Raw genomic sequence first — 24,100 nt, 5'->3', positions numbered from 1 at the left:
CGATTCGAACAGCTCTGAGAGGCCGGCCCGCCTGATCCGACATCATCATCGACCTTTCCATTCGGGAGTTCGCTTCTCGCGGAATGCCCGCGGCCCCTCCTGTGCATCATCCGAGAGATAGACAGACGCGAAGATGCGCTCGGATTCGTCGAGCGCATCGGACAGGTGCCGCTCGCGCGAGGCGTAGACGACTGCCTTCGCCGCCCGCACCGACAGCGGCGCGTTTGCGGCGATCCGGTCGGCGAGCGCCTGGGCGCGATCGTGCAGGTCCGCGGCCGGCACGACATGATTCACGAAGCCGATCTCGTATGCGCGCTGGGCCGAGATGGCGTCGCCGGTGAGCACGAGTTCCAGCGCCACCTTCGGCGGTATCCACCAGGGCAGAGGCGCCGACCACGGCGAGCCTCGCCCCACCTTCACCTCGGTCACGGCGAAGCGCGCCTGCTCGGATGCGATGACCAAGTCCGCGTTCTGCACCAGCAGGAAGCCCCCGGCGAACGCGACGCCGTTGACTGCGGCGATGATTGGCTTGTCGACCTGGATGTTGCGCTGAAACTGCGGAACGAAGTCCGGCGGCGGAACCGTGAGCTCCGTCTCCGCCATCTCCTTCAGATCGCCGCCGGCGCAGAACGCCGCGTCGCCGGCTCCCGTGAGGACCATGACGGCCGCATCCTGATCCTCGTTGAACCGTCGAGTTGCCGCGAACAGCCGCTCCCGCACAGCGCGATTGAGCGCGTTGCGCGCCTCCGGACGGTTGATCGTCACCCAGGCGGCGGCGCCACGGCGCTCGTACAGCACCTCGTCACTCATCGCCATCCTCCCCGGCATCGTCGACCACGGCGAGGATTTGACCCAGGTCCACCTGCTGGCCCTGTTCGACGAGGATCTCAGAGACCGTACCGTCGACGGGAGCGCGAACGACGTGCTCCATCTTCATTGCTTCCAGGACGAGCACGATCTGCCCGGCTGCGACCCGCTCCCCTGCCGACACCTCGAGACGCACCACGGAACCGGGCATAGGTGCCGCGAGCGAACCGGCGGCCGCCTGCGTGCCCGGTTCGGGTAGCAGGCCGAGCTCTGTCAGCTCGACTCCCCCGAAACGCCCGTCGATATCGATCCGGGTTCCGTGGATCGCGACCTGCAGGCTCTCGCGCACCCCGTTCACCACAAGATTTACCGAGTAGACATCCGGGCCGATGCCCTCGACCGAAAACGAGATCCGGCCGAGCGACAGGTCGTCGACCGAGATTTCCGCGATCTTCTCCGTGACCCGATATCGCACGTCCCGCTCCGCACCGCCATCCCCGAACCGGACGAGCGCCAGCTGTGAGGGGAGGTTGCGAAAACCAGGGGTCACTGCGCGCTGGACCTTCGCCTCGGAACGGCGATGCGCCCGTAGAGCCAGCACTGCGCCGGCCGCGGCGAGATCCCGCTCTGCGCCGCTCGGGACGACGGCGAGCTCGCCCACCGAGTGGCGTTCCAGATACGCCGTGTCGGTGATTCCGGCGAGGAACTCGGATTCGCGTAGAATCCCGACGAGCACCTCTCTATTGGTACAAACGCCGTGGATACGGCTAGTGTGCAGAGCTCTCGCGAGGGCGAGAGCGGCCTCGGCCCTGGTCGGTGCGTGGGCAATGAGCTTCGCCAGCATCGGATCGTAATGGATGCTCACCGCATCTCCGGCGGCGAAGCCGGTGTCGGCACGGACGCCGGCCCCGAGCGAGAATTCGCGGAGTACTCCCGAGGTGGGCAGGAATCCGGCGGCCGGGTCTTCGGCGTAAAGGCGCGCCTCGATGGCGTGGCCGGTCATTGAGGCCGTCCGCGCCTCTTCCGGCAGCTCCTCGCCCTGGGCGACCAGCAGCTGCAGCCGCACTAGGTCGAGCCCGGTGACCGATTCAGTCACCGGGTGCTCCACCTGGAGCCGCGTGTTCACCTCGAGGAAGAAGAAGTCGCCGCTCTGGTCGAGGATGAACTCGACCGTGCCGGCGCCGACATAGCCGATGGCCTCGCCTGCGGCGATGGCTGCATCGCCGAGACGGGCCCGCAGCTGCGGCGTCACCACGGGCGATGGCGACTCCTCGATGATCTTCTGGTAGCGCCGCTGGATCGAGCAGTCTCGCTCGAAGAGACTGATCACCCGTCCCGTGGTATCGCCGAAGATCTGCACTTCGATGTGGCGGGGGGCAGTGACATACCGCTCCAGGAAGACGGTGTCATCGCCAAACGCGGAGCCTGCCTCGCGACGCGCCGAGGCGACAGCCTCGCCGAGAGCCGACGGGTCCACGACGATTCGCATGCCACGCCCCCCGCCCCCGGCCGACGCCTTGACGAGGACCGGATACCCGATCCGCTTGCCCAGCAACGCCAGGTCCTCGTCGTTGAAGTCGTTGGTGACCGTTCCGCCGGGGAGGACGGGGACGCCAGATTCCGCCATCAGCGACTTCGCCCGGAGCTTCGATCCCATGGCTGACATCGCATCCGGGGTCGGCCCGACGAAGGTGATTCCCGCGGCGCCGACGGACGCGGCAAACTCGGCGTTCTCAGAGAGGAAGCCATATCCGGGGTGGATGGCATCGGCGCCGGTCTTCCGCGCCGCGTCGAGGATCAGATCCCCTCGAAGGTAGGTGTCCGCGGGTGCGACTCCCGGCAGATGCACCGCGCGATCCGCTTCTCGCACGAAGAGTGCATCGGCGTCGGCGTCCGAGTAGACCGCGACGGTCTCGATTCCCATCTCGCGTGCGCTGCGGATGACGCGTACGGCGATCTCGCCGCGGTTGGCGACGAGGAGGGTCCTGATGCGCTGCCGGGCGGTGGTGTCGGTCAGTGTCATTTCGTGCTCACATTCGGAAGACGCCGAAGCCGGGCCGACCGGCCACGGTTGCGGAGTGGGTAGCGGAGAGCGCGATGCCGAGTGCGTCTCTCGTCTGGCGGGGGTCGACGATGCCGTCGTCGTAGAGACGGCCGGACATGAAGTACGACTGCGACTCGGCCTCGATCTGCTGTTCGATCTGCGCTCGCTGCTGGGCGTCGGCGTCCTCGTCGAATGCACGGCCCGCCCGCTCCGCGGAGCCGCGACCGACGATGGAGAGCACACCTGCTAGCTGCGTGGCGCCCATGACGGCCTGGCGCATGTTCGGCCAGCTGAACAGGAATCGCGGGTCGAAGGCCCGACCGCTCATGCCGTAGTTGCCTGCGCCGAATGAAGCCGCCATGTTCACGGTGATGTGCGGGACCGTGCTGTTGGTGACGGCGTTGATCATCTTCGCACCGTCCTTGATGATCCCGGCCTGCTCATATGCCGTTCCGACCATATACCCGGTGGTGTTCTGCAGGAAGATCAGCGGGGTATGAGTCTGGTTGGCGAGCAGGATGAACTCCGCCGCCTTCTTCGCCTCGTCGCCGAAGAGGACGCCGCGATGATTGGCGAGCACACCGATCGGGTAGCCGTGCAGGCTTGCCCAGCCCGTGACGAGGCTCGTGCCGTAGAGCTCCTTGTACTCGTCGAAGTCGGAGTCGTCAACGATGCGGGCGAGCACCTCGCGCGGATCGAACGGCACACGCTGGTCGCGGGAGATGATGCCCAAAAGCTCTTCCGCGCTGTAGCGCGGCGGACGCGGCACGGTCCGGGCATCCGGACCATGTTTGCGCCAATTCAGACGGGAGACGATCTGCCGTCCGATGCGGATCGCGTCCCGCTCGTCCACAGCGAAGTAGTCGCTCACACCGGAAGTGCGTGAGTGCATGGCTGCGCCGCCCAGCTCTTCGCCGTCCGCATCCTCGCCGGTGGCCATCTTCACCAGGGGAGGGCCACCGAGGAATACCTGGGCCTGTTTATCGACGAGCACTGCGTAGTCACTCATCCCGGGGACGTACGCGCCCCCCGCCGTCGAGTTGCCGAACACGAGCGAGACCGAGGGGATGCCGGCGGCGGACAGTGCGGTCAGCTCGTGGAAGATCCGGCCGGCGGGGATGAAGAGATCAGCCTGGGTGGGCAGGTCCGCCCCGCCGGACTCGACGAGGTACAGCACCGGAAGCCGGTTGACCCTCGCGATCTCGAGAGCCCGGAGGTTCTTGCGCAGCGTGTACGGATTCATGGTCCCGCCGCGCACCGTCGGCTCGTGGGCGATGATCATGCATTCGACGCCTGAGACGACACCGACACCGGTGACGATAACGCCGCCGACGGTGAACCCCGTGCCCCAACCGGCCAGCGTGGACAGTTCGAGGAAGGCCGAGTCCGCGTCGACCAGCAGCTCGATCCGTTCGCGCACGGTGAGCCGACCTCGAGCGCGATGGCGTTCGAGGGAACGCTCTCCCCCACCCATCACGACCTTGGCGTTCTCTGCTTCGAGGTCGGCGATCAGTGCGAGCCCCGCTTCACGATTAGCGAGGTACTCTTCGCTCGCGGTGTCGACGCGGCTGACGATGACGCTCATGCGACGTCCGCATCCGCGTATGCTTCGCCACGGTCCGCACGCTCACGAAGTGATGTCGGCGGACGCAGGTGATCCCCATAGCGATCGGCGAGCTCGTCGGCGCGGGCGACGAAACCGGCAGGCCCGCCCTCGTAGGAGCTGATGTACTGCAGTACGCCACCGGTCCATGACGGAAAGCCGATACCGAGGAGCGAGCCGATGTTCGCATCCCGCACGGAGCGCAGCACACCCTCGTCGAGACAGTGCACGGCCTCGAGCGCCTCGGCGAACAGCATCCGTTCCTGCAGGTCGGCGAACGCGATGTCCGTGCGTCCGGAACCGAACGCCTCTCGCAAACCTGGCCAGAGCCCGAGCCGCCGGCCGTCGGCGTCGTAGTCGTAGAACCCGCCGCCACCGGCACGACCGGGGCGGCCGAGCACGTCGACGAGCTCGTCGATGACGGCTGCGGAGCCGTGCTCGACCGTGGCTGCGCGCTCGTGCGCGGCGGCTGCTTCCGCCTCCTTGCGGATCTTCTGCGGCAATGTCAGTGTGAGCTCGTCGATCAGCTGCAACGGACCGGCGGGATAGCCCGCCTGCAGCGCCGCCTGCTCGACGCGCTGCGGCTCGACGCCTTCGCCGACGGCGGCAACGGCCTCGTTGAGAAATGTGATGATCGTCCGGCTCGTGAAGAAGCCACGGCTGTCGTTCACCACGATTGGGGTCTTGCCGAGCTGGCGGGCGAAATCGAAGGCGCGGGCGAGCGCCTCGTCCCCGGTCTTCTCCCCCACGATGATCTCCACCAAGGGCATCCGGTCCACCGGCGAGAAGAAGTGGATGCCGATGAAGTCCGCCGGACGCGACACGCCTTCAGCCAGAGACGTGATCGGCAGTGTCGAGGTGTTCGATGCGAGCAGGGCATCCGGTGCCACCACTGCCTCAGCCGCCTGGAACACGCCCTGCTTTACCGAGACGGACTCGAACACCGCCTCGACGACGACGTCCGCCCCGGCCAGGTCTGCGTCGTCGTCCGTGGGCGTGATCCGCGCGAGCAGTTCATCGCCGCGCTCACGGGTGATGCGTCCGCGCTCGACTTGCCCTGCGACGATCTTCTCAGCAACCTGCTTGCCGCGCTCGGCCGCCTCAGGGGTCATGTCCTTGAGCACGACGTCGATACCCGCCTTCGCGCTGACATAGGCGATGCCCGCTCCCATCATCCCGGCACCGAGGACCGCGACGCGCTGTGCTGTCCGCTGCGGGATGCCCACGGGGCGGCTCCGGCCCGCGTTGACTGCCTGCAGGTCGAAGAACGTGGACTGGATGAGGTTCTTCGCGATCCGGCCGCTGGCGATGCTCACGAAGTAGCGCGTCTCGATGTCGCCCGCGGTGTCGATGTCGAGCAGCGCGCCCTCGACTGCCGCCGCGACGATGGCCCGCGATGCGGGCGCCGGTGCTCCCCTGGTCTGCTTGCGCAGCGCCGCCGAGAGCATGCCCAGTTCGCCTCCTGAAGCGGGCCAGAAAAGGTCACTGCCCGGCACCCGGTAGCCGGGGACATCCCAAGGCTGCACGGCGTGTGGGTTTGCGAGGATCCAGGCGCGCGCTGCGGGAAGGAGCGCCTCAGAATCGGCCACGAGTTCGTCGACGAGACCGAACTCGAGCGCCTCCAGCGGTGAGAAGCGCCTGCCGGTCAGCAGCACGTCGCGCACGGCCGGCACGACGCCGAGCAGTCGCACGGTCCGAACGACGCCGCCGCCGCCCGGCAGCAGCCCTAGGCCCACTTCGGGGAGACCGACCACCGCGCCGCGCACGTCCGCGACGATCCGACGGTGGGTGGCGAGGGCGATCTCGAGCCCGCCGCCCAGGGCGGCACCTGCGATCACGGAGACGACGGGGCGCCCCAGCGTCTCGAGCCGGCGCAGCTGTCTCTTGACCGTGTCGGAGTCGTGGGCTATCCGCTCGTTGTCCTCCGCTGTGTAGGAGAGGATGTCCTCGAGGTTCCCGCCGGCGAAGAAGGTCTTCTTCGCCGATGCCAGGATGATGCCCGTAACACGGTCGATCTCCGCGGAGAGCCGGTCGAGGCTCGCCTCCATCGAGGCCACGTACGCCTCGTTCATCGTGTTCGCCGACGATGACGGATCGTCGAGCGTGAGAACGACGATGCCGTCGTCCCCTTGCTGCCAGGTGATGGTGCTGCTCTCGCTCATGGTTTTCGTCCTCTCTGTCCGCTGACCGGCACGGCCGTCAGACTCGCTCGATAATCGTGGCGACAGCCATGCCGCCGCCGATGCACAGGGTGATCAGTCCGCGCTTCGCGTCGCGGCGTTCCAATTCGTCCAGGACCGTGCCCACGAGCATCGCTCCGGTCGCACCCAGCGGATGGCCCATCGCGATGGCGCCGCCGTTGACGTTCACCTTGTCCCAGGGGAGTTTGAGGTCCTTGACCCACTTCAGGACAACTGCCGCGAAGGCCTCATTGATCTCGAACAGGTCAATGTCATCGCACGTTAGTCCGGCGACCTCCAGCACCTTGCGTGTGGCAGGCGTGGGACCGGTCAGCATGATCGTGGGGTCTGCGCCGCTCACAGCGGTCGCGACCACCCGTGCCCGCGGGGCCAGCCCGAACCGCTCGCCCGCACTCCCGCTGCCGACCGCGACGAGGGCCGCCCCGTCGACGATTCCCGAGGAATTCCCGCCGTGGTGCACATGGGTGATCCTCTCCACATCCACATACCGCTGCAGCGCGGCTGCGTCGAAACCTGCTCGTCCCAGCCCATCGAACGCGGGCTTGAGGGCGGCCAGCGCCTCCGCTGTCGTGCCGGGGCGGCGGTGCTCATCCTTGTCGAGCAGGACCTTCCCTGTGATGTCGCAGACGGGCACAACCGAACGGTCGAACCTGCCCTCACGCCAAGCCGCCTCGGCGCGCTGTTGGGAGCGGACCGCGTAGGCGTCGACATCGTCGCGGGTGAAGCCCTCTATCGTCGCGATCAGGTCGGCTCCGATCCCCTGCGGCGCGAAGTACGCGTCATAGGTGGTGGTCGGGTCGTTGAAGAGAGGACCGGCGTCTGTTCCTAGGGGTACCCGGGACATCGACTCGACGCCACCGGCGAACACGAGCTGCTCCCAGCCGGAACGCACTTTCTGCGCGGCGATGTTGACAGCTTCCAGTCCCGATCCGCAGAAACGGTTGAGCTGGGTCCCACCCACCGTGTCCGGCAGCCCGGCCGCGATCGCCGCGGCCTTGGCGATGTCCCCGCCTTGATCGCCCACTGCGGAGACCACTCCCAGCACCAGATCGTCCACGGCTGCCATGTCCAGGTCGGGCAGCCGCCGACGCAGCTCGTCGATGAGCCCCACGACCAGGTCGATCGGCTTCGTGCTGTGCAGCGACCCGCGTTTTCCGCGACCTCGCGGAGTGCGGATCGCCTCGTAGATGTATGCCTCCGCCATCGTCATTCCTTCCCGGCCCCATCGGCCTGTGATTGCCACGCAGAGCGGGCCTGGTCGTATTCATGAAGCAGTTGGTCCACCAGCTCCCGCACGGGCAGCACTTCCTGCACCGAGGAGACACTGTGCCCCGCACTCCAGACGTCGTTCCATCCGAGAAGTCGGTCCTGCCGGTAGTCGCCCTCCGCAACGTCGGCGACGTTGCGTCCGATCCATTCGCGCAGCAGATTCGCCGGCAACCCGCCGACCGCTGTCGAGAGGACGACGTCGTCCAAGGATGCGGAGACCAGCGCCGCCCGATAGGCGTCGTCGGCGAGGCTCTCCTGCGCAGCGATGAAGCGGGTGCCGAGGTAGGCGAGGTCCGCCCCGAGCGCCTGTGCCGCGAGGACGGCGGCGCCGTCTCCGATCCCGCCGGCCAACACGATTGTCCCGTCGAATCGTGCGCGCACCGCCCGTACGAAGGCGAAGGGATTCATCCATCCGGTCTGCCCGCCGGCACCGGCTGTCAACAGGACCAGGCCGTCGACACCTGCGTCCAGACAGCGATCGACGTGCGCGAGTGTGGCGACGTCGGCGAAGATCAGACTGCCCGCGTCGTGCAGAGGCCCGACGGCGGCTTCCGGCGAGCCGACGCTGGTGATCACGAGCGGGACCCGATGGGCGACCAGAGTCGCAAGTTCCTCATCGCGATGGTGGTTGGATCGATGCATGATCAGGTTCGGCGCGAAGGGTGCCGCCGGCTCGTCGCGCTCCGAGAGGCGGCGATCCAATGCGGTGAGCCAGGCGTCGAGACTTCCGGACGTCCCTTCGCGCCGTGCGTTGTGCACAGGGAACGAACCGATCACACCGGCTTCGCATGAGGCGGCGACAAGCTCGAATCCCGAGACGGCGGTCATTGGAGCGGCGATCACGGGAAGCGTGAGACGCGCTTTCAAAGGCGGTGGCAGACTCACAGGTGCTCCTCATCGTCGTCGATGCTGTCGCGGATGCTCGATGTATCCGTCTTCGATCGCTACGATATAACATAATTGTGATTAAGTGAATTTATAGTAACCAACCAGCAAGAATCGGATCCTGGATCCGAGAGAGGACTGCCCGTGGCATCTCTTACACCCACCCGGCCGCGCACCCGGCCGCGCAATCGTCGCGAGATGATCCTGCGCGCGGCCGCGGATCTTTTCGCCGCGCACGGCTACCACAACGTCAACACCGAGGACATCGCCGCCGCGGCCGGCATCGGCGCGAGCGCGCTCTACCGTCATTTCAGAAACAAGCACGAGCTGCTCGAGTTGGCCTTGGCGAGCGAGTTCCAGGCGGTGAGCTCCGCGCTCGCTGAGGCCGCGCCGCGCGACATTGACTCGGCGATCGCAGTGCTCGCCCGCGCCTTCGGCGGGCGGCCGCGGATGGGTCTGCTGTGGAGCAGGGAGTCCCGCCATCTCGACGATCCGGCTAAGCAGCGCATCCGCAGGCCCTTTTTCGAGGTGCGCGGCACGCTGGAAGGACTCATCCGCGAGCGCACGCCGGGCGGCGACCCCGAGCTGACGGCAATGGCCGTCATCGCCGTGCTCACCAGTCCCGCCTACCACCAGACGACCCTGCCGCCAGATCGCATGATCGCGCTGCTGATCGAGTTGAGCATGATCGCGGTGGCCACGCCGCTCACCGGCCACGACAGCGCCCGGCCCCAGCCCGAGCCGGATGGGGTGACGTCGTCATCGCGACCCAGTGCGATCATGGCTGCGGCGACCCGCCTATTCAGCGTCAGGGGCTACCAGACCGTGACCATGCAGGACATCGGAGCCGCCGTCGGCGCCACGAGCGCGAGTCTCTACCGTCACTTCCCCACCAAGGGCGACCTCCTCACCGCGATCATGACGCGCGCGACGGAAGCTCTGCACGTCGGACTCGCCGATGCGCTGGCGGGTGCGGCATCCCCGCGTGAGGCTCTTCGCGCGACCGTGACGGCATACGTCTCCTTCGCCACGCGTCACCGCGACCTGCTGGGAGTGCTCGTGACCGAGCTGCCGAACATCCCGGAGCCGGACCGCCGCAGGCTTCGCGCCGCGCAGCGGGAGTACGTCTCGGAGTGGTTCGCCCTGCAGGCGGCTGCCCGGCCGGAGCAGGACCGAGCCGTGACGCGCTTCCGCGTGCACGCCGCCCTCGCCATCGTGAACGACGCCGTCCGCACAACCCGGCTCAGCAGCCACCCCGGCGTCGTCCGCAACATCGTAGACCTGGCCGTCAGCGTGCTGGAAAACTAAGGACTGCTTTCGTGGAGGATCGTGTCTCAGAAGACGCGACTCGAGCGGCAAAGCACCCGCTTCTTGCGGGGCATCCCGAAAGGCCCGAAAGCATTGACACTTCGTGATCCTCGGGTGAGAATTGCCGGTAAGTGAATCAAGCGTAACCACAGATCGTGGATGGTTCCGTTTCCCTTTGCTCCGGAAGACAATGATGTCAACGACAAAATATGAACTGCGGACCGGTCGGCTCGCGCCGAATCCGCTCAGCGATCCTGGACGATACAACGCGGACCCGGCAGAGGTCCGTCCCGCTCGTCTTGGCGACGTGCACGATGCCATCTCCCAATTGCGCGATCTGGGCAGCGTGGACGACGCCCTGGCGGCCGCGGCGAGGACGTTCGCACCCGCTGGTCACTTCGCCAGGGTCCTCCTTTCGCGCATCGAAGGATCACTGTGGGTCCCCCGGCACTGGCACTCCTCCGAACTGGAGCACGAACGGGAACGCGGGCTGGAGTCCCTGCTGGCCGCATTGCGCGTGCCGCTTTGCTCCACGATGGTGGAGACTCAGGTCGTGCGTCGCAGGACTTCGCAGCGCGTGGAGCACGCGCAGACCGATTCACGCATGCATCAACCATTTGTCGATGCGATCCGCACTTGCTCGTACATCGTGGCGCCCGTCATCGTCGGTGAGGAGGCGGTCGCGCTGATCCATGCCGATCACGGTGCGAATCGGCACCCCGTCTCCGAGGCCGACCACGACATCGTGCGGCACTTCGCCGATCTGCTCGGACTCGCGCTCGAGTCCATCGCGCTCGATGCACGGATCGCCGCGGAGCGGGAGCAAGTCCGCTCGGCGCTGGCGCGCGCCGAGTCCGTCCTGAGTCAGAAGGGCACCCCCTCACTGAGCGTCGTGCTGAACGCCCCGACGCCGGCACCGCACGCGCTCCAGCCGGCGTCCCATCCGTGGGGGCTCTCGGATCGCGAGGCCGAGGTTCTCGCACTGATGGCCGAAGGGCTGACGAACCGCGGCATCGCCGATCGTCTCTTCGTCTCGGAGAGCACCGTCAAGTCCCACGTCAAGCAAATCTTCAGGAAGCAGGGAGCCAGCACGCGATCGGAGTCCATCGCGCACGCATGGCGTCACACTCGATGGCAGGAACTGCGGGCATCGTGACAGGAAGGCAAGGGATTCGCCTCGCTTCAGGAGAATCGACCGATCGGGGCGGCGAGACCTCCGGCCTGCTCGCCCGGATCGGCGCGGTCGTCATCGCATGGGAGAGCGAGACTGGCTCATCGATTACGCTTCCGGATCTGCGCGGCGGCATCGTCCTCGACGCCGCCGAGGCCGTCGCAGAGCTCACCGATCGGACCATGTCGCGGCTGGCCGGGGAGAGCTCGGAGGATGCGCGCGGTCGGCTGACGCGTATCCTCGGAGAGCTCCAGCGGGTGTCGTTTGACTTGCAGTTGCACGCCATGAACGTCCTATCGGTCCGTCTCAACGGCGCCTCCCGTGCACTCGCCACCCTGCGGGCCGGTAACGGAATCGGCGACCCGCTCGAGAGGGTCTGCGCCGAGCTCGTCCGCCAGTGCGGGTTCGGCCGCGCGGTGCTCTCCCGCGTGAGCGGCGCCGTCTGGAAGCCTTGGATCGCGGACTCTACGGCGAACGACGAGCTCGGGAAGTGGTTCCCCGGCTGGGTGGGATCGGCCATCACCATCGATGTGCGCGCGCCCGAGCACCAGCTGCTGACGACTCGTCAGCCGGTGCTCGTGCTCGATACCGAGGCAGCCGCCGTTCATCGGCCGATCATCGTGGACTCCGGCCATTCGCGCTCGTACGTCGTCGCGCCGCTGGTGTCCAGGGGGGCGGTCGTCGGTTTCCTGCACGCGGACCATCTCATGCCGGGCGCGCGGGTGACCGAGACCGACCGCGACGTGCTGTGGGCGTTCGCGAGCGGCGTGGGCTTCCTCAGCGAGCGATCCGCCCTGCAGGAAGCGCTCCGGCAGCAGCGACAGCAGACGCGGGACATCCTCATCGACGCGGCGGAGAGCATCATGGCGTTCACCGAGCGGAGCGCCGCAGGCGACGCTGCGCACGCCCCACTCGACGCCGTGCGTGTCATAGGCGAACGAGCTGGGCTCGACGAGCTCACCAGACGCGAGGCGGAGGTGCTGCGGCTTATGGCTGAGGGGCTAACGAATGCGGCGATCGCCGACCGCCTCGTCATCGCGCCGGACACGATCAAGTCGCATGTCAAGCACATCCTCCGCAAGCTCGGCACGAGCAATCGATCCCAGGCGGTGGCTCGGTATCTCAGTGCCTGACGGCGCCGGAGCGAGGGCCACCCTCACCCGGCCATCGGCCGAGGCGCGCGTCGCGAGCCGAGGGCGAGACGCAGCATCCGTCCAGGACGTTGCGTCTCGCTTCCCAGTTCGACGACGGAAGGCTACGACACAGCGACGGCCTCCGCAGGCTCCTCGGCCACCGACGCCGATTCCGCAGGCGGGTCGAACAGGCCCAGCTCGCTGCGCCCGATGAGGTCGTACGCCGCATCCGTCGTGAGCGGGTGGAAGGGGCCGCCGCGGGCATCCCGGTACAACCGTTCCAGGACGTGACCGCGCCGGAACGCCTGGCCCCCGACCAGGCGTAGGGCGCCATCGGCAACGCGGATGGCCGTCTCGGTCGCCGTCACCTTGCCCACATCGAGGAAAGCGACCCGCGATGCAGGGTTCCACTGCTCGTCCCGCCCGTCAACGAGGATCTGCGCCGTCGCCTCCAGGACGCGGGCGGAGGCCTCGACATCCGTCTTAAGCTTGCCCAGGTTGTACTGCACGAAGCCTACGTTCTTCAGGGCGACGTCCTGGCCCTCCTGGGTGGCGCCGAGTGTCTTCTTGCGAAGGATCGCCTTGGCCTCCTCATACGCCTTCTCCGCGAGTCCCTGATACACGCTGGCGAAGCTCATTGACGCCCACTCGAACTGGTCGAACAGACCCTCGCGGAAGTTCCCGCCATAGGCCTCAGCAGGGACGCTCACTTCGTCGAAAACGAGCGTCTGTGTGCCGGTGGCCCGCATGCCGAGCGTGTCCCAGGTGCGGACGACGTTCAGACCCGGGCTGCTTGCGGGAATGACGAAGACGGCCTCCCGCGAGGCGTGCTCGACGAAGCTGTCCGGCAGGTGCCCCGATTCGTCGGTGATCGTCGCGTTGAAGGCGACGAGGTCGGCCGCCTCGATGAGGGTGGCCCACGACTTCTTGCCGCTGACGCGCCAGCCGCCACTGCCGTCCGGGACAGCGATCGTGTCGGCGAGACCCGACAGCCCCGCACGGTCCTCGCTGAAGGGCCCGGAGACCAGCAGGTTTTCCTCCACAATCCTGCCGAAGACGCGCTTCCTGCTGTCCTCGTCGAGCAGGCCCCGGAAGATTCCGATCATCGTCTGATGCATGTTGAAGGAGAGCGCGATAGCGGGATCGCCCTTCGCGAGCTCCCGGGACACGAGCGCGGTCGTCCAGATGTCCGCGCCATCGCCGCCGTATTGCTTGGGGACCGCGATCTTCGGCAGCCCCGACGCTTTGTAGAGCGGAACGAGCTCCAGCGGGAACCTGTTGTTGGAGTCCGCGGCGGCGCCGGCCGCAGCGAAATCGGCGGCTAGCTTCGTTGCCCGCCCGACGATCTCGTCGCGTTCGGACGGGGTCAGTACATTATCGTGCTTGCCCATGAGTCAATGTCCTTCTGTTGGGGGTATAAGAGAGTTCTCGCCCAGTGCATGCCAGGCACGGTTGTGATAGACGAGCGGTTGACTTTCGGCGGCGCTGGCTGCGTCGCTGCCCGCGACCGGGGCTTGGGTCTCCAACGCGTGCACGACGATCAGCGTCGAGGTGCCGGCGTCCAGCCGGTCGACAACGCGGCCGCGGATCCAGACGCTGGCAGATGGGAAGTACGGCTCGCCGCTGTCCAGACGGCCCCACAGCGTCGTGTCGGCGAAGCGGTCGATCCCGCTCGTCGCGCAGAGCTGGGCAAGGTGGAGCTGCGTCGAACCGACCAGGTGCACGACGAGCGTGTCTGCCATAAGGATGGTCGGCCTGCTCGAGGAGAGCTCCGACACGGAGAACACCAGCAGCGGCGGCTCGGTACTGACCGAGAACACGGACGTCGCCGTCAGCCCCACCGGTCCGGCGCCCGCGTCGGCGGTGACCACGGCGACACCGGCCGGATGGTTGCGGAACGCTCCTTTGAACTCGTCCGGGGTCAGGCCCCCGGCGATTCTCCGTGGATGTTCGCCCACGGCGGGGGCTGCATCACCGTTTCTCACGGCATTCACGCTCATGTCAATCCCTTCCTGCTTGCCGGCTGGGGCCCGGTCGCCCCCGCCCGCGAGGGCTGGGGCGAGGAGTCACGCACCGAAGCCCTCCTTCCAGTAATGCACCGTCTGCACCGGCACACCGAGCTCGCCGAGCAGGGGCGTGTCGACCCAGTAGGTCGACTCGCGGGTGATCCGGCCGTCGGCGTCGAGCTGCTGCCAGGTGAGGCCGATCGTGGAGAGGGTCCGCCCGCCGACGGGCAGACCGTGGTACGTCTCGAGGTCCTTACCCGTCCAGGTCCAGAGGATCGCGGCGGCGGGGAGGCCGTCGTCGCCGGTCAGGTCGAAGGCCTCGCGGATCTCGAAACGATGGATGCCTGAACCATTGGCGCGGTCCTTGTTCGAGAAGGGGGCCAGCTTCGGACGCAGCTCGTCCTTCGTGATGGCGGTGTCGGTCACGTGATCGTCGTCCGCGGTGTCGTCGAACACAAACTCGTCGGCATAGAGCGCGAGTGCCGCGTCGATGCTCTCGGTAAGCGCGGCGGCCCACTTCGCTGCATGAACGTCTGCGATTGCGGTCCGGGTGTCAGTAGTGATGGTCATGTCAGATCCTTGTCGTATCGGGTCGGCTAGGAGACGGGCTTGAACTTGTTGGCACGATCGATCTGCGGCACGAACGGCGCGAGAGCGCTCACCGCGTCCCAGTAGCTCTCGTCACGGGTGATCCGGCCTTCCCGATCGTAGAAGTGCAGGGTCAGACCGCGCGAGCCAGGGGTCCGGTCCGGGGTCGGGATGCCCAGGAACGCCTGAGCCTTCCTCGCCTCCCACGTCCAGCGGTACACCGCCGCCTGCTCATCGCCGATGACCTCGTCGATGCGGAAGTTGTTGATTCCGATCCCGTTCGTCGTGTCGACGTTCGCATAAGGCCCGAACACGCGCAGCAGATCTTCACGCGAGGTGATGGCGTGCTGATCGAGGATCGGGTCGGTGAACACGAAAGGTTCCGCGTACATCGCGACGACGTCCTCTGGACTGGAGCGGAACGCCTTCAGCCACTTGACTGCCGTATAGAACTGATTGCTCATGGTTCGCTCTCTCTTTCTGCACGACGTCGGTGTCATGCGAACTCGTCTTCCCAAAGGTAGTAAGGGCCGGCGCCGCCGAAATCACCCTTCGGGGGGAATCCACAACGCGAACGGGTGAGTCCTCGGGGGGAGACTGTCCAGCGCTCGGTGGCTGTCGGCGACGCCACCGGGAGGGGCAGATGCGCACCCCTCTCCCCCCAGCGGGTGAGGCGATTCACCCGTTCGAGGGTCGTCTTCGCCGCGAAAAGCGCATAGCGTCGGATCTACCCGAAGGAACCGCTGCTGAACCCGCAGTTCCGACACCGCTATTCAACGAGGAGAAGCGACACATGTGGGGTACCCTTCCTGATGTTCTCGACCGCACGATTCTTGAGAACCGTAATTCCCTTGCCATCGTCGAGGGCGACCGCCGGCTCACCTATGCCGAGCTCGGTGCCCTGCGCAACCGCATCGCGGGAGCGCTCGTCGACGCGGGACTCCGCAAGGGTGAACGCGTCGGCCTGCTGCTGTCGAACGTCCTCGAGTTCATCCCGGTGCAGCACGGCATCTGGGCCGCCGGCGGTGTGCTCGTGCAGATGCCTACGCGCCAGACCGCGAATCAGTTCCGAGCGACGCTGACTCAGACGCACGCGACCACTCTGATCTATCAGGCGCAGTTCGACGACGTCGTGGCCGCGATTGCTCCTGACCTCCCTGAGCTCGTGCGCATCATACGCATCGGCGGTGAAGGTGCTCCGGCGGCAGAGGCGCTGCAGAGCGTACTCGCGTTCGAGGACTTCATCACAGGTGCTGACGCCGGGTCCCGGCCGGAGGTAGCGCTGGAGGAATCCGATGAGGCGTACGTGCTCTTCACCTCCGGGAGCACGGGAGAGCCCAAGGGTGTGCTGAACACGCATTTCACCTGGGCGCATTACAGCATCACTGCCGGAATGGAGATCGGAGACATCCGGTGGGGCGAGGTCTTCGCGCACGGCGCACCGCTCACCCATTACACGCAGATCTTTGTCATGCCCACCTTCATCCGTGGAGGCACCAACGTGATGCTGCCCGGACTCGACGTCGACGTGCTGCTGTCATCGATTCAGAAGTACGGGGTCACCGCGACCGCGGTCGTGCCGACGATCGTGTATCTGTTGCTGGACCACCCCCATCGTGAGGATTACGACCTCTCCACGTTGAACACGATGATCTACGCCGGCGCGCCGATCGTGCCGGAGCGCCTCAAGCAGGCTCTCGAGATCCTCGGACCGATCTTCATCCAGACCTACGCCGGCACCGAGCCGGGATACGTCTCAGCCCTGCGCAAGACGGATCACCGCATGGACAGTCCGAAAGCCATCGAACGGCTGGCATCGGCGGGACGTCCTCTCCCCTTCGTCCAGGTCACGATCCAGGATGAGTTCGACCGGGTGCTGCCCGTCGGTGAGTCGGGCGAGGTCACAACCAGGCAGCTCGGCCAGATGCTGACCTACGTGGATCCCGCGCGCAACAGCGAGGCGCTCCGAGACGGTTGGGTGCACACCGGCGACATCGGCCGTCTCGACGAGGACGGGTTCCTCTACATCATCGACCGCAAGAAGGACATGGTCGTCTCGGGCGGCTTCAATGTCTTCCCGCGGCAGGTCGAGGACGTCCTCGCCACGCATCCCGCGATCGCGCAAAGCGCCGTCATCGGCATACCGCACGAGAAGTGGGGAGAGGCCGTGCACGCGTTCGTGGTCTTCAAGGCGGGAGCCGAGGCATCCAAGCAAGAGCTCATTGACTACGTCAAGGCCGAGCTCGGCAGCATCCCCGCCCCGAAGACGCTCGACGTCATCGACGCGCTCCCGGTGAACCCCGCCGGCAAGGTCGACAAGAAATCGCTCCGTGAGCCGTTCTGGGCCGGGCGCGCCCGCCAGGTCAGCTGATCCACCCACCACATCCGCACAAACCTCAGGAGAGAACAATGGCTGTTCCGCACTACTCGCAACTCATCGACGGCCAATGGCACGACACCGGCGAGACGTATACGATCCACTCCCCTGCGACAGACGAGGTCGTCGCCACCGTCGCCAAGGCGGGCGTCGCCGACGTCGACCGTGCTGTGGCAGCGGCCAAGGCCGCTCACGCCGCCGGGACATGGCGCAATTCCTCGCCCGCCGACCGGGCCGCGGTACTGGATGCCGCGGCGGCCAGCCTGGCGGCGCGCGCCGACGAACTCGCGTTCCTGCAAAGCCGCGAGAACGGCGCCACGCTCCGCATCACGAGCGCCCTGCACCTCGGACTAGGGATCGCGCAGCTGCAGTACGTCGCGCAGCTCGCCCGCGAATACGAGTTCGAGTCGGACGGGCCCGAGATAGGGCCGATCCCGGCAGACGGTGTGCTGCGTCGTGAGCCGTTGGGCGTCGTGGCCGCGATTGTGCCGTGGAACATCCCCCTGCTGACGACCGTGTGGAAAATCGCGCCGGCGCTGGCCGCCGGAAACACCGTTGTCCTCAAGCCCGACGAGCATGCACCGCTTCTTCCGCTGGAACTGGCCAGAGCCCTCCACGAGGCCGGGCTGCCAGCCGGCGTCCTCAACGTCATCGTGGGCGACGGCGAGCCCGTCGGCGCGCACCTCGCCTCGCATCCGGATGTGCGCAAAGTCGCCTTCACCGGATCGACGGTGGTGGGTAAGAGCATCCTCGGATCCTCGGCGGACACGCTCAAGCGCGTCACCCTGGAGCTCGGCGGCAAGGGCCCCAACATCATCCTCGACGACGCCGATCTGGACGTCGCCGTCGACGGCGCGCTCTTCGCCTGCTACGCCAACAACGGCGAGGCCTGTGAGGCAGGTACCCGGCTGATCATCCCTGCGGCGCGCAAGGAGGAGATCATCGAACGCCTCGTCGACCGTGGCCGCACGCTAGTCGTCGGCGACCCGACGGACGTCGCGACCACGGTCGGGCCGCTTATCACCAGGGAGCAGCAGCAGCGCGTGCTCCGCTACATCGCCGACGCGAAGGCGGCCGGCGCGCGCATCGCTCTCGGCGGCGGCATCCCCTCCGGCGAACAGTTCACCAAGGGCAATTGGGTCGAACCCACCATCATCGCCGATGTGACCAATCTGGACCCGATCGCCCGCGACGAGGTCTTCGGGCCGGTGCTCGTCGTGCTCACCTACGATACGGTCGACGAGGCGATCGCTATCGCGAACGACACGAACTATGGCCTGTCCGCAGGGGTCTGGGGCGAGGACGAAGCACGGACCCTCGATGTCGCACGCCAGCTGGAAGCGGGCATGGTCTACGTGAACGACTGGCACGTCATCCACCCTGCCTACCCCTTCGGCGGCTACAAGCAGAGCGGCCTGGGGCGCGAGGGCGGCCCCGACTCGCTCGACGAATACACCGAGCAGAAGTACATCTCGATCAACCGCTCGGCCAGTCTGGCGGAGCGTGCCTTCGCTATCGTGGTGAACCCACCCGTCCTGGTCTGATCCGGCTAGGTGCGAAGGGGGTCTCTCCTCTTGAGGGGAGGCCCCCTTCGACATGCGGCTGAGCGCCTGGATGCGCGGGGTGGCGTCCGGCGAACAGCGATCGCTGCCGTGCTGGCCGCACCAGTCGCTTGGCCTGTCCGGATGCGCCCGACGACAGTGACAGCCATGCTGCCGCGATTTCACGTGCTCGGGCCGCCACCTCGCCTGCCAGCACGCCTTCGGCGACCAGGCCCCATTGGACTGCCTCGCCCGCTGTCCGCATCCTGTCGCGCAGTACCAGCTCTATCGCCCTGCGCTCGCCGATCGCACGACCCAGCACGCGGTGACCGAGAGATCCGGCATGAGTCCCATGTTCGCGTAGCGACTTCCGATGCGTGCGTCCTCTACCAGCACCGCGCAGTCGCCGGCGAAGACGACGCAGAGTCCGCCGTCGCGTGCTCCGCCGCGACGACCGGGATCTTCGAGGCCAGCAGAGCGGATCTCGTGTGGATGAGTTCGGCGAACGCCGTCGCCGCCTCGCCGGAGTCGATGGCCGTGGCGACCAGATCGCCGGCAATGCAGAAGGCCGGTCCGGCGGCATCAACCAGGATGACTCCGACATTGTCGCGCGATGTCGCCTCGCGAGTATCGAAAGGGCTCGGACATCCGGAAGAACTGGTCCGTACCGGCCCCCCTCCGGCTGGTTCGCGACAAACGAGCAGAATCACCCCCCGTCGTCATGCTCTAGCCGCGGCGACCCCAGACCACAACCACGTCATGTAGCCGAGCCCCGACCGCACCATGAGAGAGCAAGAACACAGGACCCTCGCCCAACCGAAGGAAGGAGGCACCCGGCCACAACCACGGCCACCAAACAAAAATGGCCCCGAAGGGGCCAATAAAAAGCTGATTTGTTCACTCTCAGAGGCCCCAAAGGGGCCCTGACCTGCGGAAACACTGTGCCCGAGGTGGGACTCGAACCGGGTTCCAAGCCGCGGAAACACTGGGAACTCCCCAAAACATGCCGAGTACGGCCCAGTCCGGGGGCCGAGTCCGACGGCAAGGGTGTGCACATTGATGCTCCTATTGTTGTCAATGGTCTTTGAGCTCCGCGCTGGACAGGGTACCGGGGCCGGCCTGTCCGGCCTCAAGGGTCTGCCGATCGCTGGGCGACGGCCTTGGGCCGCCCTTGACCCCGGAGCCTGTGCCGTCCCGGTTGGCAGGCAGGGGGCGCGGGGCGCGCCAAGTCCACCCCCATGGTGCGCGCTGCTAGGCCGACGCGGGGTATCGGGTCTTCGCGGTTTGAGGGGATTGGGCGTTGAGCCAGGTTTCGTAGCGGTGGTGGATGTCGTTGTCGTGGCTGAGTCCGAGTTCGAGACGGGACAGGGTGGTCGGCCAGAGGTGCAGGGCGTCGGCGGCTTGCTGAAGGGTCAGGTGCTTGGCTGCCCGCGCCGTCCGCAGTGGTCCGGCGTCCGGGGCGGGGTGCGGGTGAAGGAGCTGTTCGTAGAGTTCCCGGGCGACGTAGCGTTTGAGGCAACGGATGATTTCCTTGGTGCTTTTGCCCTCCTGGCGTCGCCTGGCCACATAGGTCATTGTCCTGCTGTCCCATCTCATCCGCACAAGCACGACATGGTGGATGGCCTTGTTCGCTTGTCGGTCCCCGGCCCGGCTGAGCCGGTGCCGCGTCGTCTTTCCCGACGAGGCGGGTATCGGGGCGACGCCGACCAGGGCTGCGAACTTCGCCTCGGTGGTGACGCGTTCGGGATTGTCGCCCACGGTGACCAGCAGTTGACTGGCCACCTCGGTGCCCACGCCGGGAAGGTCGCGCAGCATCGGTGCGTGGAGGGTGAGGATGGCGTCGAGTTCGGCATCGATCAGGGCCAGCTCCAGGGTCGGGTGCCGGTAGCGGACAGCGAGGCGTTTGAGCACTGTTGCGGTGCTGGTCAGCGGCTCGGACGGCGCTCCGGCGGGCCGTGTGTTGACCAGGGCGGCCATCAAGGCCGGGCTTCTCAGACCGCGGTATCTGGCGCGGATGGTCTCCGGGGCTGTGACCAGGATGGCCTTGGCCTGGGCCATCACGGCGACCCGGGCCCGCATCGCGGTGGCACGTTCAGCGCGCAGTACGCGCGGGGATTCCACCGCGCCGGCGCGGGATTTCGGGGTGGCGCCGGCTCGGCCGGCGAGTACGGAATCAGCAGCCTGGTATGCGTCCAGCGGGTCGGGTTTTCCCTGCAGCCGGCGCGCCTGCCGGTTCGGACGCGTCACTTCCACGACGTGCATGCCCTCACGGGTGAGCACGCGTGAGAGTTCAGCGCCGTAGCTGCCGGTCCCTTCCACCCCCAGGGCGAGGACCGCACCGAAGCCGGTCACGAAGTCGATGATCCCCCGGTAGCCGGAACCCGTGGCGGGGAATTCCCGGTCTGCCAGGTGTTGGCCGGTTCCGGTGATGACGGCGACGTGGTGGGTATCGGCGTGGGTATCGATCCCGGCGATGACTTTCAGATGTTCCTTTGCCATGATGAAAACTGCCCTGCCTTGCGTTAATCCGATGAGAAGGGGGCACGCCGGTCGGGTGGGCAGACAAGACAGTAATGGGACTCTTCGGAACAGGCTCCTATGAGGTCATGCCCACCTGGCCGCCGCGTTTACTGCAGCCGTGTTGGGGTGGACAGATCATTGTCAGGACAAACCCTGCATACGGGCGTCAGGCACACTTGGAGCCACACCGCAACACAGCCAATTCCATCATTACTGTGCACACCCTCTTTTTTGCCCTCTGCTCCTCGAAGCGAACGACCGTCGCGCCTTTGAAAGCGCGGCAGTTCGTTGTCAGCCCGGGCTGAATCCGATCCCGACGGCCAGGTGTCAACGATCGCGCCCTAGCGGGCCAAATCCCAACGGCGACCGAAGGCCGATCGAAGCACAAGGAAACTTGGTCAAATTCGATGGATGCCATGGCGCGGTCGTCCCTCCTTTCAACCATTTCATCGTATTAGGGGAGCGAAGGGGAATGACCGACGACAGGAACGGTCATCCACGCCGGGCGATGCCGTTCGGTGACATGACGGAATCCTGGAAGGACACAGGCGATTGTCCCCGGCGACCTGGCAGGCTGGGGAATGGGCCGCGTCGAAGCCACAGGGACACCGAACTGATCAACGAGGAAGGTGACCCGCGCCGAATCGAAAGAACGACGGGAAACAAATACTATGGCAGATCCCATTGATGAGGACGACCCAAATCCTGCTCTTCCCTTCTGGTCGTGACGTCATTTTGGGAGGGGCATCGCCACTCCTCTTCAGTTGGGCACTGACTCCGCTGCTCTGACTGGGTCCACGTGCTCTCACCGATAGTCTCGTTGGGCCTCGCCAAACTTGAACTCAATGAACGGGACCTGGGCGACATACTGCTGAAACAGCGTCACTGCATCCTCAAGCTCGAGGCAACCAAGCTCGATGGCCACCTTCAGCGACTCCAGTTGTGCATTGGATGTTTCGGCCGCAGTGACCTTTGCTTGAACGGAGTGGGAACTGGCAAGATTTGTGGCCAATGCGGCAACGCCTGATGAGAGGACCGCCGACAGGCAGAGAATCTGCCACACGACAGATGACTCCGGTAGGAAGAAGACGCCTTGGACGGCCGCCGTGAATTTTGTCCCGCCGAAGGCCGGTCCAGCTGTCAAGATTGCAGCCAGGACGCTACCCCATACACTCAGGTTCATGAGCCTGTTTCTGCGTGGCCGCGCTCGTTTTAGATAGTCGCCGATAGACGTTTCTTGTGCTTCTATGCGGTCTGTCAACTTTTTACGGGCCGCATCTGCCTGTTTCATGCCCCTCTAGCCTTTCTGGATGGTGACGCGAGCGAACAACGTCTCAATATGATTTTTCAGGCCCAGCCTTGCCGGCTCCTTAGATGTCCCTTCCCTAACTTCGCGCATCGATTCTTGACGTGGTTCTTCTCCGAATGCGCAACGACCCGGCTGCCTCGTGGGTCGTCCCGAGCGCCGGGTGTTGCACAGACGAGCTGAAGGACCCGGTTATTGCCCCTTAACAAGGTTGGAAGAAGCCGAGTACGACGTCCAGTACGTGCCATCTCGCTCTTGGACTGCGAATGAGTAGGTGCCGGTCTGCGAGAGCGTCATTGATAGGTTCCGGGCCTCGGCTGGCTGCACATCAGACGTTGAGGTTTCCGCGATGATCCACTTCGTCGTTTGGGTGGAGGTATCAAAAAGGGGCACCAAACGTTCCGCGCGTACCCGGTAGCCGGTCACGTGAGCGCCGTTATATGGGTGGGCGCTCCAAGTCGCGGTCGCGGTAATCGGACCTCCTGGCACTCCCGACGTCGCTGTGCCGATCATAGGCGGTGTCGAGACATAACCGTCACCTGTGCAGCCCTGTAAATTACATGCAGCGTGGGCGGGCGGGGCCGCGATGAGGAGGCTCGCGACACCTAGTCCTGCAGCGATCATTCGGCCAGTCTTCATTTGCAACATGTCCATGTTCCTTTCGAATTGTGCGTATTGGGCTTGCGTACCTAGGGTCGCGCGACGGGCTTAATCAATCCTTAATTCATTAAACGGGGAAGCCGATGCGGACCGGATGGAGTCGGCGACTGGTAGCCGTGGGGCTGCCGTGCATGTTCAGAACCCTTTGACCGACGGGCCGCTAAGAACGGCCGCTACCAGGGCCCACCCCGTTGTAGCGCGCAGGTTTTGGGTCCGCAGGCCCGTTGTCGACACATAGATCCGGTCGTTAGGGGTTGCTCCAGATTCCACAACGCAGTTTTCGGATAACGGAGACCGCCCCTCATTAGGTCGCGGGCATCGACCATGCTAACCGTCCTTGATCAGGTCGTTCGAAGCAGCGTCCGTGAGTCGTTTGGCCATGAATGAGGCATCGGGCAGACCGCAGCCCGCGACGGTGTCAGGCAGCCGGAGCGGGCATCGCGAGGACAATGAATTTCTCTACTGGACCAAGAATATGAACACCTGGATTTTTTACAGCACCTCCGTTAAGACTGGTCGTTGGCGGCTGGATCGTCGGCGAAAGAAGCCCCGCTTGCCGTTGGACACGACCAGTGTCAGGCCACCGCGGGCGGCAGCATCAGGCTCGCTCCGGGAATCGCGTTGAGCAGTGCCTTGGTGTAGTCCTGCTGCGGGGCGTCGAAGACGTTGTCGGTGCTGCCC

General features: G+C 66.0%; 19 protein-coding genes. 5 read left to right on the top strand and 14 right to left on the bottom strand.

Annotated features, from left to right (window positions below):
* Positions 1–45 precede the first annotated feature (45 nt).
* Genes HNP00_RS21630 through HNP00_RS21605 form a run of 6 tightly spaced genes read right to left on the bottom strand, consistent with a single transcriptional unit; the run spans position 46 to position 8,809 of the window.
* Positions 46–810, bottom strand: coding sequence for an enoyl-CoA hydratase/isomerase family protein (locus tag HNP00_RS21630; RefSeq protein ID WP_184741777.1), 765 nt, complete (start codon positions 808–810; stop codon positions 46–48).
* The gene (locus HNP00_RS21625; protein WP_184741776.1) at positions 803–2,830 is read right to left on the bottom strand and encodes a biotin carboxylase N-terminal domain-containing protein; all 2,028 of its coding nucleotides are present in this window, start codon (positions 2,828–2,830) and stop codon (positions 803–805) included. The genes HNP00_RS21630 and HNP00_RS21625 overlap by 8 nt, the downstream gene beginning before the upstream one ends.
* A 7-nt stretch (positions 2,831–2,837) precedes the next feature.
* Complete coding sequence (locus HNP00_RS21620; protein ID WP_184741775.1) at positions 2,838–4,436, bottom strand: acyl-CoA carboxylase subunit beta; 1,599 nt, start codon at positions 4,434–4,436, stop codon at positions 2,838–2,840.
* Entirely contained in the window at positions 4,433–6,616 is a 2,184-nt protein-coding gene (locus HNP00_RS21615) for a 3-hydroxyacyl-CoA dehydrogenase NAD-binding domain-containing protein (protein ID WP_184741774.1), read from the bottom strand. The genes HNP00_RS21620 and HNP00_RS21615 overlap by 4 nt, the downstream gene beginning before the upstream one ends.
* Before the next feature lie 37 nt (positions 6,617–6,653).
* Positions 6,654–7,859 carry an acetyl-CoA C-acetyltransferase gene (locus HNP00_RS21610; protein ID WP_184741773.1) on the bottom strand — a complete coding sequence of 402 codons (1,206 nt, stop codon included), beginning with the start codon at positions 7,857–7,859 and terminating at the stop codon, positions 6,654–6,656.
* Between the two features lie 2 nt (positions 7,860–7,861).
* Positions 7,862–8,809 carry a nitronate monooxygenase family protein gene (locus HNP00_RS21605; RefSeq protein ID WP_184741772.1) on the bottom strand — a complete coding sequence of 316 codons (948 nt, stop codon included), beginning with the start codon at positions 8,807–8,809 and terminating at the stop codon, positions 7,862–7,864.
* Between the two features lie 144 nt (positions 8,810–8,953).
* Here HNP00_RS21605 and HNP00_RS21600 point away from each other — a divergent pair, with 144 nt between their 5' ends.
* From HNP00_RS21600 to HNP00_RS23545, 3 genes are all read left to right on the top strand, one after another.
* Positions 8,954–10,117: a TetR/AcrR family transcriptional regulator gene (locus HNP00_RS21600; protein ID WP_184741771.1), complete on the top strand. Its 1,164-nt coding sequence runs from the start codon at positions 8,954–8,956 to the stop codon at positions 10,115–10,117.
* A gap of 193 nt (positions 10,118–10,310) precedes the next feature.
* The gene (locus HNP00_RS21595) at positions 10,311–11,273 is read left to right on the top strand and encodes a LuxR C-terminal-related transcriptional regulator (RefSeq protein ID WP_184741770.1); all 963 of its coding nucleotides are present in this window, start codon (positions 10,311–10,313) and stop codon (positions 11,271–11,273) included.
* Positions 11,249–12,421 (top strand): LuxR C-terminal-related transcriptional regulator, encoded by a 1,173-nt coding sequence (locus HNP00_RS23545; RefSeq protein ID WP_184741769.1) that lies wholly within the window; start codon positions 11,249–11,251, stop codon positions 12,419–12,421. Before HNP00_RS21595 ends, HNP00_RS23545 begins: the two co-directional genes overlap by 25 nt.
* Positions 12,422–12,543: 122 nt before the next feature.
* Here HNP00_RS23545 and HNP00_RS21585 read toward each other — a convergent pair whose 3' ends face one another.
* From HNP00_RS21585 to HNP00_RS21570, 4 genes are all read right to left on the bottom strand, one after another.
* Positions 12,544–13,812 (bottom strand): acyl-CoA dehydrogenase family protein, encoded by a 1,269-nt coding sequence (locus tag HNP00_RS21585; protein ID WP_184741768.1) that lies wholly within the window; start codon positions 13,810–13,812, stop codon positions 12,544–12,546.
* Between the two features lie 3 nt (positions 13,813–13,815).
* On the bottom strand, positions 13,816–14,421 hold the full coding sequence (locus HNP00_RS21580; protein ID WP_184741767.1) for a flavin reductase family protein: 606 nt from the start codon (positions 14,419–14,421) through the stop codon (positions 13,816–13,818).
* A 66-nt stretch (positions 14,422–14,487) separates the two neighbouring features.
* Positions 14,488–14,997, bottom strand: a complete 510-nt coding sequence (locus HNP00_RS21575) for a ketosteroid isomerase-related protein (RefSeq protein ID WP_184741766.1) — start codon at positions 14,995–14,997, stop codon at positions 14,488–14,490.
* Between the two features lie 26 nt (positions 14,998–15,023).
* Positions 15,024–15,479, bottom strand: a complete 456-nt coding sequence (locus HNP00_RS21570; RefSeq protein ID WP_184741765.1) for a nuclear transport factor 2 family protein — start codon at positions 15,477–15,479, stop codon at positions 15,024–15,026.
* Positions 15,480–15,808: 329 nt separating this feature from the next.
* On the opposite strand from HNP00_RS21570, the gene HNP00_RS21565 reads away from it, so the two are divergent.
* Positions 15,809–17,386, top strand: a complete 1,578-nt coding sequence (locus HNP00_RS21565) for an AMP-binding protein (protein ID WP_184741764.1) — start codon at positions 15,809–15,811, stop codon at positions 17,384–17,386.
* Between the two features lie 38 nt (positions 17,387–17,424).
* Positions 17,425–18,936, top strand: a complete 1,512-nt coding sequence (locus HNP00_RS21560) for an aldehyde dehydrogenase (protein ID WP_184741763.1) — start codon at positions 17,425–17,427, stop codon at positions 18,934–18,936.
* Here the strand turns inward: HNP00_RS21560 and HNP00_RS23865 are convergent.
* From HNP00_RS23865 to HNP00_RS21540, 4 genes are all read right to left on the bottom strand, one after another.
* On the bottom strand, positions 18,905–19,336 hold the full coding sequence (locus HNP00_RS23865) for an enoyl-CoA hydratase-related protein (RefSeq protein WP_395893847.1): 432 nt from the start codon (positions 19,334–19,336) through the stop codon (positions 18,905–18,907). The genes HNP00_RS21560 and HNP00_RS23865 overlap by 32 nt on opposite strands.
* Positions 19,320–19,643, bottom strand: coding sequence for a hypothetical protein (locus HNP00_RS21550; RefSeq protein WP_184741761.1), 324 nt, complete (start codon positions 19,641–19,643; stop codon positions 19,320–19,322). The genes HNP00_RS23865 and HNP00_RS21550 overlap by 17 nt, the downstream gene beginning before the upstream one ends.
* A gap of 541 nt (positions 19,644–20,184) precedes the next feature.
* Positions 20,185–21,432, bottom strand: a complete 1,248-nt coding sequence (locus HNP00_RS21545; RefSeq protein WP_184741760.1) for an IS110 family transposase — start codon at positions 21,430–21,432, stop codon at positions 20,185–20,187.
* Positions 21,433–22,258: 826 nt separating this feature from the next.
* Complete coding sequence (locus HNP00_RS21540; RefSeq protein ID WP_184741759.1) at positions 22,259–22,744, bottom strand: hypothetical protein; 486 nt, start codon at positions 22,742–22,744, stop codon at positions 22,259–22,261.
* Positions 22,745–24,100: the final 1,356 nt, after the last annotated feature.

The organism is Arthrobacter sp. AZCC_0090 (assembly GCF_014207375.1).
Lineage (GTDB): Bacteria > Actinomycetota > Actinomycetes > Actinomycetales > Micrococcaceae > Arthrobacter.
This window is presented reverse-complemented; position numbering and strand designations above follow the sequence as displayed.